11 protein-coding genes are annotated in these 16,349 nt (G+C 67.1%); 3 read left to right on the plus strand and 8 right to left on the minus strand.

Features of this window, described 5'->3' with window-relative positions; genetic code table 11:
* Window positions 1–165 precede the first annotated feature (165 nt).
* Window positions 166–978: a transglutaminase domain-containing protein gene (locus ACO07K_RS22495; protein ID WP_422031818.1), complete on the minus strand. Its 813-nt coding sequence runs from the start codon at window positions 976–978 to the stop codon at window positions 166–168.
* A 34-nt stretch (window positions 979–1,012) separates the two neighbouring features.
* Entirely contained in the window at window positions 1,013–2,098 is a 1,086-nt protein-coding gene (gene rutA, locus ACO07K_RS22500; protein ID WP_422031820.1) for a pyrimidine utilization protein A, read from the minus strand.
* Between the two features lie 126 nt (window positions 2,099–2,224).
* Here rutA and ACO07K_RS22505 point away from each other — a divergent pair, with 126 nt between their 5' ends.
* From ACO07K_RS22505 to ACO07K_RS22515, 3 genes are all read left to right on the plus strand, one after another.
* Entirely contained in the window at window positions 2,225–3,499 is a 1,275-nt protein-coding gene (locus ACO07K_RS22505; RefSeq protein WP_422031822.1) for an amidase, read from the plus strand.
* Window positions 3,496–4,299: an aspartate dehydrogenase gene (locus ACO07K_RS22510; protein ID WP_422031824.1), complete on the plus strand. Its 804-nt coding sequence runs from the start codon at window positions 3,496–3,498 to the stop codon at window positions 4,297–4,299. Before ACO07K_RS22505 ends, ACO07K_RS22510 begins: the two co-directional genes overlap by 4 nt.
* A gap of 268 nt (window positions 4,300–4,567) precedes the next feature.
* Window positions 4,568–6,166 (plus strand): GMC family oxidoreductase, encoded by a 1,599-nt coding sequence (locus ACO07K_RS22515; protein WP_422031826.1) that lies wholly within the window; start codon window positions 4,568–4,570, stop codon window positions 6,164–6,166.
* A gap of 174 nt (window positions 6,167–6,340) precedes the next feature.
* Here the strand turns inward: ACO07K_RS22515 and ACO07K_RS22520 are convergent, their stop codons facing one another.
* The 6 genes from ACO07K_RS22520 to ACO07K_RS22545 form a co-directional block, all read right to left on the minus strand.
* Window positions 6,341–7,480 carry a mandelate racemase/muconate lactonizing enzyme family protein gene (locus tag ACO07K_RS22520; protein WP_422031828.1) on the minus strand — a complete coding sequence of 380 codons (1,140 nt, stop codon included), beginning with the start codon at window positions 7,478–7,480 and terminating at the stop codon, window positions 6,341–6,343.
* A gap of 106 nt (window positions 7,481–7,586) precedes the next feature.
* A complete protein-coding gene (locus ACO07K_RS22525; RefSeq protein ID WP_422031830.1) occupies window positions 7,587–8,726 on the minus strand; it encodes a mandelate racemase/muconate lactonizing enzyme family protein in 1,140 nt (379 codons plus the stop codon).
* A 75-nt stretch (window positions 8,727–8,801) separates the two neighbouring features.
* Complete coding sequence (locus ACO07K_RS22530) at window positions 8,802–12,278, minus strand: AAA family ATPase (RefSeq protein ID WP_422031832.1); 3,477 nt, start codon at window positions 12,276–12,278, stop codon at window positions 8,802–8,804.
* Window positions 12,278–13,552 (minus strand): metallophosphoesterase family protein, encoded by a 1,275-nt coding sequence (locus ACO07K_RS22535; protein WP_422031834.1) that lies wholly within the window; start codon window positions 13,550–13,552, stop codon window positions 12,278–12,280. Before ACO07K_RS22535 ends, ACO07K_RS22530 begins: the two co-directional genes overlap by 1 nt.
* An 8-nt stretch (window positions 13,553–13,560) precedes the next feature.
* Entirely contained in the window at window positions 13,561–15,636 is a 2,076-nt protein-coding gene (locus ACO07K_RS22540; RefSeq protein ID WP_422031836.1) for a hydantoinase/oxoprolinase family protein, read from the minus strand.
* 4 nt (window positions 15,637–15,640) lie between these two features.
* A complete protein-coding gene (locus ACO07K_RS22545) occupies window positions 15,641–16,342 on the minus strand; it encodes an ABC transporter ATP-binding protein (protein ID WP_422036691.1) in 702 nt (233 codons plus the stop codon).
* Window positions 16,343–16,349 lie beyond the last annotated feature (7 nt).

Below are 16,349 nucleotides of genomic sequence, written 5' to 3' on the forward strand. Positions count from 1 at the left end.
AGAGTCGACCAAAAAATCACCTCACCCTGAGGAGGCGCGAAGCGCCGTCTCGAAGGGTGGGGTACAGACGTGGTGCTCGTGCCCACCCTTCGAGACGCACTCCTGCGGAGCGCTCCTCAGGGTGAGGTGGTTGCTTGAATGCAGCGCCACCAGAGTGGCGCGCTCCTATGACTCCTTGGCCGCGCGCCACGGCGGGACCGGGCCGGCCGCGGGCCTCTCGGGGTAGGCGGCCATCTCGTCGACCTCGGCGCACTCGGCCACAGATAGGGAATGGTGCCCCGCGGTCGCCTGCCGCCACGTATCCCAATCCGACGTTTCGCGCCCGTTCATCGAATGATGGTCACGCACGACGTTCACTCGCACGAACCACAGGCCGCTCGCCTGCGCGCCATGCCCGAAGTCCATGGGATCGGCCTCGCCCGCACGACAACGCCGCCACGCTTCGCCGGCAGTGATGAACATGTCGTCCGGCAGGTCCGCGAGATCGAACCCGATGCCCAGACGCGGCGCGATGATGCGATCGAGCTGGGCGTCCGCACGGCGCCAGTGCCCGTCGCGCCCGTACTCGCAGATCCAGTGGTCCTCCCACTCCCTCTTGAAGTAGGCCCCGAAGCCGCAGCGCACGCGTGCCGGCAGGCCTTGCTGGCGCAGCATGCCGCACAGCATCAACGCGTAGTCGCGACAGGTGCCGACCGCGCGCCGATCCGGCGTCCGCTCGGCCGTCAGGGCGGACCCATCGAGTTCGGCGATCTGCCTGAGCCGGGCGGCCAGCGGCAAGGTCTCGCGCGAGACCGTGCGGAACTGGGCCTCGCTCACGTCGTATGCCGTGAGCCAGTCGGAATGGATCAGTACGCCCTGCACGATCCGGCAAAGTGCTGCGACATCGACGGGCAATCCGTCGAAGTTCAATGATCCGGCGCCGGGGGCCGACATTGGGCCGTGATGTCGCCAGCGGTCGGGGTTTTCCATGGTCGCCATGGCCACCATGGTAACAGGTCTGTTGGAAGCTGCCTCAGGCCGCGGCTTTGACCAGCCGGTCGCTGCGGCATTTCATCAACGGCTGGATGTGCTGGCCGAACTGGTCCATGCCGACGAGGAAGTCGTCGAAGGTCAGCATGATGCCCTTGGTGCCGGGCACGGTGGCGCATTCGTCGAGCATCTTGGCCACGCTGGCATAGGAGCCGACCAGCGTTCCCATGTTGAAGTTGATGGCGCCCTCGGGCGCGGAGATCGCCTTGGCGGTGCCGCCCTCGGCGGCATTGGGATCGGCGTCGGCCTGGCCCGACATCCAGGCCATCGCGCCCATGTCGGCGCCCTCGTTATAGAGCTTCCACTTGGCCATCGCCTTCTCGTCGGTCTCGTCGGCGATCACCATCATCAGCACATAGTTGCCGACGTCGCGGCCGGTCTTCGCGGCCGCCTCGACCATCAGCTGGTTGGTCGGCGCATGGGCGGTCGGCGTGTTGACGCCCTTGCCCAAGGTGAAGTTGTAGTTGCAGTAGGTCGCGCCGAATTCCATGCCGCGCGGGCTCTGGCCGGCGCTGACGATCTTGATCGGCTCCTTTGGACGAGGGCTCAGCTTGCAGTCCGACATCTGGAAGTACTTGCCCTTGAAGTCGGACGTGCCGGTCTCCCAGAGCTCCTTCATCACCGTCACGAACTCGGTGGAATAGTCGTAGCGGTAGCCGAAATAGGCCTCGCCGGGCCACAGGCCCATCTGCTCGTACTCGTCCTTGGCCCAGCCCGACACGATGTTGACGCCGAACCGGCCGCTCGAGATCGAATCGATGGTCGAAGCCATGCGCGCGACGATGGCGGGCGGGATGGTGAGCACCGCGACCGAGGCATAGAGCCTGATACGCTCGGTCACCGCGGCCAGTCCCGCCATCAGGGTGAAGGATTCGAGGTTGTGGTCCCAGAACTCGCTCTCGCCGCCGAAGCCGCGCAGCTTGATCATCGACAGGGCAAAATCGAGCCCGTAGCCCTCGGCCTTCTGCACGATCTGCCGGTTGAGATCGAAGCTCGGCATGTATTGCGGCGACGTGGTGGAGATCAGCCAGCCATTGTTTCCGATCGGAATGAAAACACCGATGTCCATGGAGCCCTCCTCTTGTATGGCTCCCGGCAGCAAGCGGCGTGCCAGCGTATTCCCCGCACGGGCTACCTTTCCGCCGGCCGCTCGGTCATCATGCGCGGAACGAGCTAAAAAAAGGGGAACGAGCGGATGGCGAAATCGCCGAACAGGCTGTCGGCCAGCGAGGCCGTGCGACGGATGGGCGAGAAGCGGCTGAAGGCCCGCGACCTCGTCGAGGCCTGCCTCGACCGCATCGAGCAGCGCGAGGGCCAGGTCCATGCCTGGGAGGCGCTCGATCCCGAGGGTGCCCGCAAACGCGCCGACCTGCTCGACAAGCGTGCCAAGCCGATCGGCCCGCTGCACGGCGTGCCGCTCGCCGTGAAGGACATCATCTCGACCAGGACGATGCCCACGACCTGCGGCTCGCCGATCTATCGCGACCATGTCGCGGGCGTCGACGCCGCCTGCGTGACACAGCTCGTGAAGGCGGGCGCGCTGGTGCTGGGCAAGGCGGTCACCACCGAATTCGCCGGCGCCCATGCCGGCAAGACCCACAACCCGCACAACCTCCGCCACACGCCGGCGGGTTCCTCCTCCGGCTCGGCGGCCGCGGTCGCCGACTTCATGGCGCCGGTCGGCTACGGCACGCAGACCGCGGGCTCGGTCATCCGGCCCGGCGCCTTCAACGGCGTGGTCGCCTACAAGGGCACCTATGGCTGGGCCGACATGACCGGTGTGAAGACCTACGCCAAGTCGCTCGACACGCTGGGCTTCTTCGCCCGTGAGACCAACGACCTCGCCCTGATCCGCGCCGCCTACGGCCACGAAGCCGCCGATCCGGTGCGCGAGCCGCCGCGCATCGGCCTGATCCGCACGCCGTGGTGGGACCTGGCCGAACCGTACAATCAGAAGAACATCCTCGAAGCCGTCCGCGCGCTGCGCGCCGCCGGCGCAAAGGTGCGCGAGTGGCAGGCGCCGGAGGACTGGACAGGCCTGATGCAGGCGCAGCACCGCATCATGACCAAGGAGGCGACGCAGTCCTACGCTCCGGAGCGCAAGCGCTTCCCGCATCTCCTCTCGCCGGTGATGCAGCAGGGCATGATCGATGGCGACGCGGTGACGGCCAAGCAATATGCCGACGCGAAGAAGCGCAAGAAGGTCGCGGTGGCCCAGCTCGACGATGCCTGGGAGAAGTTCGACCTCCTGCTGGCGCCGTCGGCCAAGGGCGAAGCGCCGGCCGGTCTGGGCAACACCGGCGACCCGGTCTTCAACCGCTTCTGGACGTTGCTCGGCACGCCGTGCATCGCGCTGCCCTTCAACACCGGACCGTTCGGCCTGCCGCTCTCCGTGCAACTCATCGGCAAGCATGGCAGCGACGACCAGCTCATCTCCTGGGCACGCTGGGTGGAGAGCCGACTCTCGTGACGACCAGGGCCGCGGTCCGGCTGGGCATGATCGGCTACGGCGCCATCGGCAAGCATGTCGAGGCGGCGCTGAAGGCCGGCAACATCGAGAACCTCGACCTGGTCGCGGCGCTGGTGAAGCGCCCGCGACCCGAGGATGGCCTGCTGACGCACGAGCCCGACCGTTTCTTCGGCCACACCTTCGACGCCGTGGCCGAATGCGCCGGACATGAAGCCGTCCGCACATACGGGCAGCGCGTGCTGGAAAGCGGCGCGGATTTCCTCGTGACGTCCGTCGGCGCCTTCACCGACACGGTCCTGTTCGAGCGTCTGCTGGCCGTCGCCAGGGCCAATGGCGTGCGGCTGATCCTGCCGTCGGCCGGCATCGGCGCGCTCGACATATTGAGCAGCGCCGCGGTCGGCGGGCTGGAGAGCGTCACCGTCACGGTGCGCAAGGATCCGTCGGCCTGGAAAGGCACCATTGCGGAGACCCTGGTCGACCTCGACGCGTTGAAAGCCCCGCATACCGTCTTCGACGGGCCGGTGCGCGAGGGCGCCCGCCTCTATCCGCAGAACGTCAACATCTCGGCCGCCGCCGCGATCGCCGGCCTCGGCCTCGACAGGACGCGCGTCGTCATCGTGGCCGACCCCACGATCACCACGCACATCGTCGAGCTGGAGGCCAGGGGCACCTTCGGCCGCTTCACCTTCATGGAAGACGTGGCCGTCAGCGAAGAGAACCGCAAGACCGGCAAGCTGGTCGCCATGGCAATGGTGAAGTCGGTGCGCCAACTGGCGTCGACGCTCGTGGTGGCTGCCTAAGGAGAGCAACCTTCATGTCATCCTGAGCGCAGCGAAGGATCTCGCGCCCGACCGGGAACAGGCTATCGCCAACTGTGTCTGATCGCTCGGTGAGGTCCTTCGCTGCGCTCAGGACGACAGGAGGGAGCGGCGCTGGTGCCGCGGTAACTTCATGTCATCCTGAGCGCAGCGAAGGATCTGGCGCCCGACAGGGAACAGGCTATCGCCGGCATGTCTGGTCGTTTGGTGAGGTCGCGCTGCGCTCAGGACGACAAGAGGGGGAATAAAAATGGAAGAGTTCGACTATGTCATCGTCGGTGCCGGTGCTGCGGGCTGCGTGCTGGCCAACCGCCTGACCGCCTCGGGCAAGAACACGGTCGCGGTGATCGAGGCCGGCGGCAAGGACAATCATATCTGGATCAAGGTGCCGGCCGGCTTCAACAAGACGGTCTACAACGACAATCTCAACTGGGGCTACGAGACGGCGCCCGGCCCGTGTATCGACGGTCGGAAGATCAGATTCCCGCGGGGAAAAGTGCTGGGTGGCTCGGGCTCGATCAACGGCCATCTCTATGTGCGCGGCCAGTCGGCGGACTACGACACCTGGGCGCAGCTCGGCTGCCGCGGCTGGTCGTGGGACGACCTGCTGCCCTACTTCAAGCGCGCCGAGAGCCGGGTCGGCGGCAGCGACGAGGTGCGTGGCCGCGCCGGTCCGCTCAGCATCGAGGACCAGGGCGATCCGCACGACCTGTCCGATGCCTTCATGGCCGCCAACGAAGCGCTCGGGCTGAAACGCTCGCCCGACTACAATGGCGGCAATCAGGAAGGCACGATGCTCTATCAGCAGATGATGAAGCGCGGCCGGCGCTGGAGCCCCGTCGACGCCTATCTGCGGCCCGCGATGGGGCGGCAGAACCTGAAAGTGATCACCCGCGCGCTGGTCGAGCGGATCGACCTCGAGGGCAGGAAGGCCGTCGGCGTCACCTACCGCCAGGACGGCGGGACGAAAACGATCCGTGCGCGTCGCGACGTGATCCTGAGCGGCGGCGCCATCAACACGCCGCAGCTCCTGCAGATCTCCGGCATCGGACACCCCGAGGACCTCGCGGGCATCGGTGTCGCGGTGAAGCACGCTTTGCCCGGCGTCGGCCGCAACCTGCGCGACCATTATGCCGTGCGCGTCTCGGCGCTGGTGAAGGGCGCGGGCTCGCTGAACGAGCGCAGCCACGGGCTGCGGCTGGTCGGCGAGGTGATCCGCTATGCCTTGACGCGCAAGGGCCTGCTGGCGTCGAGCCCCAGCCATGCCGGCGGCTACTTCAAGACGCGGCCGGGCCTCGAAACGCCCGACATGCAGCTCTATTTCGCGCCGGCCAGCTACGCGCCTGGCAGCTACGGCACGTCGGTGCTGGATTCGGTGCCCGGCATGACGCTCGGCTGTTCGCAGCTACGGCCCGAGAGCACCGGGCACGTGAAGGCGCTCAGTTCGGCTCCCGCGGCCAAGCCCGAGATCCAGCCCAATTATCTGGCGGTCCAGCACGATCGCGACGCGCTGCTGGCGGCAATGAAATATCTCCGCAAGCTGATCAACACCTCGCCGCTCAAGGAACATGTGGTCGAGGAGAACCTGCCCGGCCCCGGCGTGCAGACCGACGAACAGTGGATGGCCCATGCCCGCGCCACCGGCTCGACGACCTATCACCCGGTGGGTACGGCAAAACTCGGCACCGATCCGATGGCCGTCGTCGATCCGCTCAGCATGCGCGTGCTCGGCCTGGAGGGGCTGAGGATCGCCGATGCCTCCTGCATGCCGACCATGGTCTCGGGCAACACCTACGCCGCGACGAACGCCATCGCGGAGAAGGCGTCGGATCTCATTCCGGTGACGTAGAGTCTTCCACCCCTGACCAACACTACCTCACCCTGAGGAGCGATCCGCAGGACCGCGTCTCGAAGGGTGGGCACGAGCACCGCGTTTGTTGCCCATCCTTCGAGACGCCGCACTGCGTGCGGCTCCTCAGGATGAGGGTATCGGTTTGACTCGCGCTGAAACAGACTCTCCGACTCAGACGTAACCAGGCCCCTCGATCACCGGGTGGGCGATCAGGAAGTCCTCGTCGATCTCGACGCCGATGCCCGGCTTGTCGAGCGGGCGGACGTTTCCATCCTTGCCAATCTCCCACGGCGCGCTGCCCAGCTCGTCGCGGAACTTGTTGGCCACGGAAAGGTCGGCCTCGAAGTAGCCGCCATTGTCGATCGACGCCAGGAAGTGGATCGACACGGCGTGATTGAGGCCGGTCATCGAGCTGTGCGGATGGATCGGCAGCTTCCACATCGAGGCGGCCGCCGCGATGCGCTGCACTTCGGTGATGCCGCCGCTCTTGGACAGGTCGGGCTGCAGGATGGTGATGTTGCCATCCTCGATGATGCGGTGGAACTCGAAGCGCGTGTAGTGGTTCTCGCCGGCCGCCAGCGGCGTCACACCCCAACCCTTGGCCATCGCATAGGAGCGATGGTCGTGCGCCGGGAACGGCTCTTCCAGCCAGGCGATGCCCAACTCGTCCATCGCCGGCATCACGCGGCGCACATCCTCGACCGTGTAGCCGGTGTTGGCGTCGGTCAGCAGGACCATGTCGTCGCCGAAGCGCTTGCGCACCGCCGTCATGCGCGCGATGTCGTTCTTGACGCTGTCGCCGACCCTGAGCTTCAGCGCCCGGTAGCCCGCTTCCACCATGGGTCCGGCCTCGTCGGCCAGCGACTCCGGCGCCTGGTAGCCCAGCGAGATGCCGCCGGCATAGGCCGGCACCGGCCTGTTGGAGCCGCCTAAAAGCTTGTAGAGCGGCCAGCCCACGGCCTTGCCCTTGATGTCCCACAGCGCCTGGTCGAGGCCGCTCATCGCCATGGCGGTGGCCGCGCCCATGCCGTGGCTGCCGAGCTGGAACTTGTAGATCTTGGCCCAGATGCCAACCGTGTCGGTGGCGTCCATGCCGACCACGAAGCCCTTCAAGGTCGTGTTGATCAGGTGGCCGATGCTGCCCGGCGAGCGCGCATGGTGGCTCTCGCCCCAGCCCACGATCCCGTCCTCGGTCGTCACCTTGACCATCACGCAGTCGCGCTTGGTCATGGTGCCGATGCCCAGCGACACCTGCAGCTCCTTTGGCACGCGATAGCTGGTCGGATAGGCCTTTACGTCGACGATTTTCATATCGGCTCCATTGTCATCCTGAGCGCAGCGAAGGATCTCACCGAACGATCAGGCAAGTCCTATGCGGCTGGCGCAAGGTCCTTCGCTGCGCTCAGGACGACAGAGATCACGCCACCTTGTATTTCTTCAGGACCTCGCGATCGATCTCGATACCGAGGCCGGGCCCCGTCGGCACCTTGACGATGCCCTTCTTCTGCTCGATCGGCTCCTGCGCCAGGTGATCGCGCAACGGATTGGGAGTCTGCTCGAACTCGAGCATCGGCGGCATCGGGCGGAAGGCCGGCGGCTGGTCCGGCAGGGCCGCGAGGAACTGCACCGTGGCGGCCAGCCCGATCGCCGAGCCCCAGGCGTGCGGGACGCATTCGACGCCGAAGGCCGAGGCGAGCGTTGCGATCTTGCGGCATTCCGAGAAGCCGCCGGCGGCGCAGAGGTCGGGCTGCACGATGTCCATCGCCTTCCGGGCAATGACGTCGCGGAAACCCCAGCGGGTGAAATCGTTCTCGCCGCCGGCCACCGCCATATCGAGCGCGCGCGTCACCTCGATATAGCCGTCATGATCCTCGGGGCTGATCGGCTCCTCGAACCACAGGATGTCCTGCTCCTCCAGCATGCGGCCGAGCTTGATGGCGTTGGGCACCGAGAAGCAGTGGTTGGCGTCGACGGCGAGCTTCACATCGGGACCGATCGCCTCGCGCACTGCCGTGACCCGCTTGGCATCGAGCTTCAGGTCGCCCAGCCCGATCTTCATCTTGATCGCCTGGAAGCCGGCGTGCTTGAACTCCAGCGCTTCCTCGACGGCTTCTTCGATCAGGCGGTTCATGTCGATGAAGTAGAGTCCGGTCGCGTAGGGAATCACCTCGGTGCGATAGGCGCCCCCGATCAGCTTGTGCACCGGCTTGTTAACGGCGCGGCCCATGATGTCCCACAGCGCGATGTCGATGCCGGAGATGGCCGAGATCGCCATGCCGGTCGTGCCGTAATCCTTGATCCTGTTGTAGAGGTCTTCCCAGATCGCCTCCACGTCGAACGGATCGCGGCCGATCACGCGCGCCTTGTACTGCGTTTCGACGAAGGTCTTGGCGACGGCCGCCGGACCGTAGCATTCGCCCCAGCCGGTGATGCCCTCGTCGGTCGAGATCTCGACCAGGCAGGTCGAGCGCGTGCCATAGACCCAGCCGCGCGCCGAGACGAACGGCTTGTCGACCTTGCAGCTCAGGATGTGGCAGACGACGTCGGTAATTTTCACTTTTCTTTCCTCCCAAACTCAGCGGCGTCACTCTTGAGCAGGAAGGGAGAATCAGCAAGCGGCCAGACTCGGCGCTCACGCTTCCATTTGGTGAAGGCGGGCCGTCGGACAGACGCGCTGGGCGATTTCGGCCAGGTGGCGGTGATGGGTGAGATAGATCACCTGTCCCACGCCGGCCATGTCGGCGAACAGGCGGAAGGCCTCCTCCGCGCGGAAGTCGTCGAACGACTCCATGATGTCGTCGGCGACGAAAGGCACCGAGGGGCGTGACCGGGCAAATTCGTGGTAGCCGGCAACCCGGAGCGCCAGATAGAGCTGGAAGCGGGCGCCTCTCGACAACTCCATCGCCGTCTTCGAGCGGCCGTCCGCGCCGACGGCGATCAGCGTCTCGCCCTCCTTGTCGGGCTGCGTGGCGAGGCCCTCATAGGTCCCGCGGCTGATCGTCCTGAACGCATCCGACGCGCGCGCCATCATCGAGCTGCGGTGCTGCTCGCGATAGGCGCGCAGGGCGTGTTCGGCAGCGGCAGAGCCCAGTCTCAGCCGCAAGTAATGCAGCGCCTTGTCCTCGACATCGAGCTGCGTCGTCCGCCGCTGCTCCTCGATGCGAGCGACCGCGTCGTCGCCTCCCACCGCTTCGACGGCGTCCACGGCTTTGCTGTGCTCGGAGAAGAGATCGCGGCTGCGCCGATCCAGATCGGCAGACCGCGGCTTCAACTCGGCCAACTCGGCTTCGAGGGCGCCTCTCTCCAGACCATCGAGCAGCCTCTCGGCCTCGTCGATCGTCGATACCTGCAGCATCGCCACAATGTCGCGGACCGCCGCATCGTACTGTTCCTGCAAACCGCTCCTTCTCTCGACGGCCTGCAGTTTCACAGCCATCTCGCCAAGCGACGGGACCCCGAAGAACGCCGTCCGTTCGGCTTTGAGCCGCGCGTGGATGGCGACGTCCTCGGCGAGAGCGCGTTGCTTTGCCAGCGCCGCTTCGAGGTCGCGCGTCTTGCTGAGACGCTCCGCCTCGGCCGCGCGCGCCGTATCGACGCGGCGCTGGATCTCGCGGGCGAGATCCAAGGTTGCGAGCCCCGCCGAGACAACGCCCAGTTCCCCGGCCATGGCCTCGAGTTCAGCCGCAAAAGCCGCCTGGTCGTTCTCCATCTTCTCGATCCGGTCAGCGAACCCCGCGCGTTTCTCGAGAGCGGGGCGCAACTCGACCAAGGCCGCAAGGATCTCGCGGACCGCGCCCCTCGACGGCATCGGGTCGGCATCGCCCAACCAGCATCGCTTGCATGCAGCCTGCCAGGCAGCCGTCCACTCGTTCCTCGAGGCGGCAACTCGCTCCACCTCCCGCTCCCGCCGCAGCAGCTCGCGCTGGCGCGCGGCCAGCGCCGTCCGCAGGTTCTCGATTTCGCCCTCCCGGTCGATCGCACCCTGCGCCGTTTCAAGAAGCCCCTCGAAGCTTGCCTCCGCTTCGACCGCAATGCCTCTGGCGACGAGCGCCGCCGTGAGCCTGTCGCGCGCCCCCCTCGCATCCGAGTCTGCTTGTTCCCTGTCGTGTTGCGCGGAGAGAAGGCTCGCGCGCACGTCCAGAGCCGAAGCGCGCCGCGCCAGCCAGGCCTCCAGCTGCGGCAAGGTCATCGTGACCGGCAGCGCCGGGGATGCAGCGCCGAGCGCCGCCGCGATCTCGTCGCCCACACGCTGCAAGACCGCCGCCGCCGCATCGCGCAGGCCCACGGCGCGCCCAAGGGCCTGCTCCGCCACCACGAACGCACGGCTCGCCTCCTGGAGCTTCACGAGGTCGGTCGTGTGTCCGAGCCGGGTCGTCGTCACGATGTCGTCCTGACGCAGAGCCGCCTCGAACGTGTCGGCCGAGGCGTCGTCGAGGGTCCGTCGATGGCTGGCCCAGGCGCGCTCCCGCGCCATGCGGACCTCGCTTGCTTGCTGATCGCCGACGACGCCGGTGACACCCAGCGCGTCGCGCTCCGCCTTGATCCTGTCGCGCTCGGCGGTCAGGCGCTCGATATCGTCCTCGTGCCGGTCGACCTGCCGTTGCGCGGCCGCGGTCTCCTTCTTCCACCGCTCGATGGTACTGGCGTCCGGCAGTTTCAGCCCCGCCAAATGCTCGATATCGCCCGACCAGGGGTGCAGGTCCCGCAGTCGCTCGTCCAACGATCGCAGATGCGTGGCAAGCGCGCGGTCGGCAAGCCGCCGCCGCGCCACGTGATCGTCGGCCCTCAGGGCCGCGACCACCGGACCGAGCGTCGAAGCAAGGCTCGACGGGTTGCGTTCCCTCTCGCTGGCGCCTCCAGCCTCCTCGAGCTGGACCCGCGCTTCCTCCACGCGGCCTCTGGCGGCCTCGAGTTCGTTCTCGGCGGCCTTCAGGGCGGCCTCGATTCCCGACCAGCTTTCGATCAATGCTTGCAAAGGCGCCGCGATGGACGTGCCCAGCAGCAGCCTGCCCGGCTCCGGCTCGTCCTTGCGTTCGATCCGGTCGAGGATGCCGGAGATGACGAGGTCGACCTCCCGCGACTGCAGCCGACGCTCCGGAATGTCCTTGGTCGCCGTGACGTATCGGGCCCGGAGATCGGAGAGGCCGCTGAACCGTTGGGCCAGGGCGAGAGCGGCCGGATCGACGACGATCGCCGCCAGCTCACCGTCCAGCCTCGCCACTTCGTCCTCGGCGGCCTGTGCCCGCGTCTCCAGGGCGATCTCATCCTTCTGCATCCCGGGCAGCTGCTCCGCCCAGTCGCGCGGAATGTCCGGCAGATCGGCGAGCGGCAGGAGACGTTGGCGGATGTCACGTAACCCACCAAGGCGCGGAAGGGCGAACAGCAGTCGCTCGATCTCGCCGCACCGCGCAGCGATCCTGGCGCGGTCTCCCAGGACGTCGTTGTACAGACTGAAGGCCTTGTCCCGTGTCGCGACCAGCTGGGCATATTGCGCGGCAAAGGTGTCGATCTTCTCTCGTTCGGCCCGCAACGTCGCCAGACGGGCCTTGAGATCGGCCAGCTCTCCGCTCCGGGCGCGGTATTTGTAGAACCTGTCGGCTTCGCCGCGGATCTCCTCGAGGTTGCGGCCCAGATCGGACAGGCCGGCGCTGGCCGAAAACAGCAACTGGCCGAGATCGCCCTTGCTCGCGAGGATGCTTTCGCCGCCCTTTTCCAGCGTGTCGTCGTCGAGCGAGAACATCGTCCGGTAGGAGTCGCGATCGATGTTGCCCAACTCTGCCTGGATGAGCGCCTCCGGGACCGGCTGGTCGCCGGCGTCGAGGAGGCTGTTCTGGGCTCGCTTCACCCTGACCAGTTCCCGGGCGCCCCGCGCAAGTTCGAGCGACGCGCCAATGCGCATCGTGGGATAGGGATGAAGGAAGTTGAAGCGCGACCGCGGCTCGATCCCGAACAGAAAATCCAGGAACGCCGCCAACGCCGTCGACTTACCCGCCTCGTTCGGACCGTAGATGATGTGCAGATCGGGCGCGCCCTCCTCCGCCGGGCCGAAATCGATGCTGCGCCCGGTGAACCTGCCATAGCGCGTGAGGTCGAGCCGCCTGAGGCGCATCAGCCCTCTCCGGCTTTGGCCTGGGCATGAAGCCGGGCAAGCACATCGTCGGCTCCGTCCTGGGCCAGCGACAGAACGAAGTCCCTGAGACCCGCCTCGTCGGCGCCGAGGAGATGCCTGCATTCCTGCGGCAGTTGCCCCCTCAGCTCCTCGCCGATCTCGAGGGCCTCCCGCTGGAACGCGTCGGAGCGGACGATCTCGCTTTCGATCAGCCGGCGCAGCTCCGCGATCGGATCACCCGATGACACCGGGAGCGCGCCCGAAGGCTGGCACTCGATCTCCAGCTTCTCCACGCTGCAGGCGCCCATCGCCGCGGCGCGGTGCTCCACGTCCGCCCTCAGGAGATCGAGATCGCTGCGCATCCGCCACGCCAGCGGGGTCTTTCCGACGATCTTCAACCGGACCACCAGGTGACCCGCCGCGACACTTGCCCGGGTCCTTTCCATCGCCTTGGCGGCCGCCGCGATCAGGTCGCGCCATTCGGCTATGCCGCTCGCGTCGACGACGGTCCTCTCGAACTGCGCAACGCTCGTGTAACGCTCCTCGATGCGGATCGAACCGTCATCGGCGATCGTGCCCAGGGTGACGGACCTGGCGCCGGCCTCGTTGATATCGCGGCCCTGCGGATTGCCGGGCATCACGATGGTACAGGGACCGTCGGCGACAAAGCGCTTGTGAACATGGCCGAGAGCCCAGTAGCGGAAGTCGGTGGCGCGCAGATCGGCGACGCTGCATGGCGCATAAGGATCGTGGCCGGGCGCCCCGGCCAGGCTCGTATGGAGGATCCCGACGTTCACCGCCCCCTCGACGGGCGGCTTGTAGCGCGGCAGCAGGCTGTCCGGCGCGTGAGGCTGCGCGAAACTCATACCGTGAATCACCACGCGAGGATCGCCGGGCGCACCCTCGATGGGAATGGCCTCGGCCCGGCCGCTGAAGACCTTGACCGACTCGGGGAGGACCAGTTCCTTGGTGATGCGCGACAGCGCATCGTGATTGCCGCGAACGATGAACACCTGGATACCCGCCTGGTCCAGGCGATGAAGCTGACTCGCGAAATAGCGCGCCGTCTTCATCGATGTCTGATCGCCGTCGTAGAGATCGCCCGCGAGAAAGAGCGCATCGACCTCCTCGGCGAGGCACAGATCGATGATGCCGGAGAATGCCTGGCGCGTTGCGTTTCCGATCAGATCGGCCAGCTCGGGATTGCGGAGCGCGAGAGATCGAAGCGGTGAATCCAGATGAATATCGGCCGCATGCACGAAGCGAAACGCCATCGATATCCCTACCCTGTCGAGGTCTGGATCGTGTCCTGCCGGCTCACCGAGATCAACAGATTGCCGAGTCCGTCCTGCCGGACCGTGTCGCCCGGTTCGACGACGGTCGTGCAGTCGAGCTGTTCAAGGATTGCCGGGCCCTCCAACGTGGCATCGAGGGGCAGCTTCTCGCGGGCATAGATCGGCGTTTCGTGCCAGCCGTCGCTGAACCAGACGCGGCGCGTGCCGAGCTTCGCCACCGCGAGCGTGGCTGCGCGATCGGTGGCGGCCAGCGCGGCCAGCGAGATTTCCGGGCGCACGCCGATCACCGCCGTGTGCAGGTTGACGAGGACCGGCGGGATCTCCGGCAGTTCGATGCCGAAACGGCGCCAGTAGGCGGCGGCGAAGGCCTTGTGCAGGCCGGTGACACCGATGTCGGCGCCGTCGACGCCCACCGACAGGATATGGCTCTGCCCCTGGAACTGCATGTCGGCCGACAACACGCGGCGCAGCTCGCGCACCGGCACGCCCTCGCGCGCGATCGTGGCCTCGCCCTCGGTCGCCTGCTCGGCATAGATGCGCGCCACCGTCGCATCGTCGACCCTGGACAGCGGCTTGTTCACGGTCCGCACATAGTCGTGGCGCAAGTCGGCCACGACGCAGCCCAGCGCATTGGTGATGCCGGGCCGTGCCGGCACCAGCACGGTCGGAATGCCCAGCTCGCGCGCCAAGGCCGTGGCATGTAGCGGACCGGCGCCGCCGAAGGCGAACAGGGCGAAGTCGCGCGGATCGTGGCCGCGCGACAGCGACACGAGACGCACGGCGCCGGCCATGCGGTCGTTGGCGACGCGCAGGATGGCGGCGGCCGCCGCCCCGGCATCGAGGCCGAGACGCTGGCCCACCTTCTCCAGCACCAGCCCCCGCACATGGTCGAGCGTCACGGGATGATCGACGCCCAAGAGCTTATCGGGGTTGAGCCGGCCCAGCACCAGGTTGGCGTCGGTGATGGTGGGCTCGGCGCCGCCGCGGCCGTAGCAGATGGGACCGGGCCGCGCGCCCGCGCTCTCCGGTCCGACCCGCAGCATGCCGGCCGCATCGACCGACGCGATGGAGCCGCCGCCGGCACCGATCGTGTGGACGTCGACCATCGGCACGTGGATCGGCATGGCATATTCGAGTTCGAGTTCGCCCGAGACCTGCGGCACGGCATTCTCGATCAGCCCGACATCGGTCGAGGTGCCGCCCATGTCGTAGGTGATCAGGTTGGGATGGCCCGAGGCGCGGCCGGTATAGGCCGCCGCCATCACGCCCGAGGCCGGGCCCGACATCACCGTGTTCACCGCCGCCTCGGCGATGAGCTGCGAAGAGATGGTGCCACCGTTGCCCTGCATCACCAGCAGGTCGCGATCGTAGCCCTTGGCCTTCAGCTCGGTGCGCAGGCGCGAGAGATAGCGATCGAGCACCGGCTGCACCGAGGCATTCACGGCCGCCGTCACGCCGCGCTCGTACTCGCGATACTCCGACAGGATCGCGTGGCCCGCCGTGACATAGGCATTCGGCCAAAGCCCACGCACGATCTCGGCGGCGCGGCGCTCATGCGCCGGGTTGATGTAGCTGTGCAGGAAATGGATGACGACGGCCTCGCAACCCGACGCCAACAGCTTCTTGGCGGCGTCGGCGACGGCCGCCTCGTCGAGCGCCGTCAGCACCTTGCCGTCGGCGTCCATGCGCTCGGGTACTTCGAGCCGCACCTCGCGGTCGATCAGCGGCGTGAAGGTGCCGCGCAACCCATAAGCCTGAGGGCGCGTGCGGCGGCCCAGCTCCAGCACGTCGCGGAAGCCCTTGGTGGTGATGAGCCCGACCTTCGCGATCTTGCGTTCGAGCACCGCATTGGTGGTGGTCGTCGTGCCGTGCACGACCGCCTGCAGCAATGCCGGATCGAGCCCCGCGGCCGCCAGCGCCGCCATGAACCCTATCGCCTGGTTGTCGACTGTGGTCGGCACCTTGGCGAGCCTCACCTCGTTGCTGGCCGGATCGATCGCCAGCAGGTCGGTGAAGGTGCCGCCGACATCGATGCCGACGGTGAAAGTGCTCTTGGACGCCATGGGTTCAAACCGAAAGATATTGTTCGCGGAGGGATTCGTTGGCGGCCAGCTCGGCCATCGAGCCGCCGAAGCGGATTTGGCCCTTCTCGATGATGTAGGCACGGTCGGCGACGCCCAGCGCGAAGTGCAGGTTCTGCTCGCACAGGATGACCGACACGCCCTCGCCCTTCAGCGCCCGGATGGAATTGGCCATCTCCTCGACGATGATGGGGGCTAGCCCTTCGGACGGCTCGTCGAGCAGGACGCAGCTCGGATTGCCCATCAGGGTCCGGGCGATGGTGAGCATCTGCTGCTCGCCGCCCGACATCCGCCCGCCTGGCCGCTCGCGCATGCGGGCGAGGTTGGGGAACAGAGTGAAGAGCTTGTCTTCCGTCCAGAGGGGCACGCCGGCCCGCGCCGCCTGACGGCCGACTTCGAGATTCTCCATAACCGACAGTTCGGTGAAGATGCGCCGCTCCTCGGGCACGTAACCCAGGCCGAGCCTCGCGATACGATAGGGCGCCAGGCGCTCGATGCGCTGGCCGGCGAAGCTCACCTCGCCGCGGGCCGGCGGCACCAGCCCCATGATGGCCTTCATCGCCGTCGACTTGCCGGCGCCGTTGCGGCCCAGCAGCGCCACGACCTCGCCGGCGCGCACCTCGAGCGAGATGCCGTGCAGGATATGGGCGCGGCCGTAGAAGGCATGCAGGTCCTTGACCTCGAGCATCGGCGAC

The sequence above is a fragment of the Reyranella sp. genome (assembly GCF_965228225.1).
Classification (GTDB): domain Bacteria; phylum Pseudomonadota; class Alphaproteobacteria; order Reyranellales; family Reyranellaceae; genus Reyranella.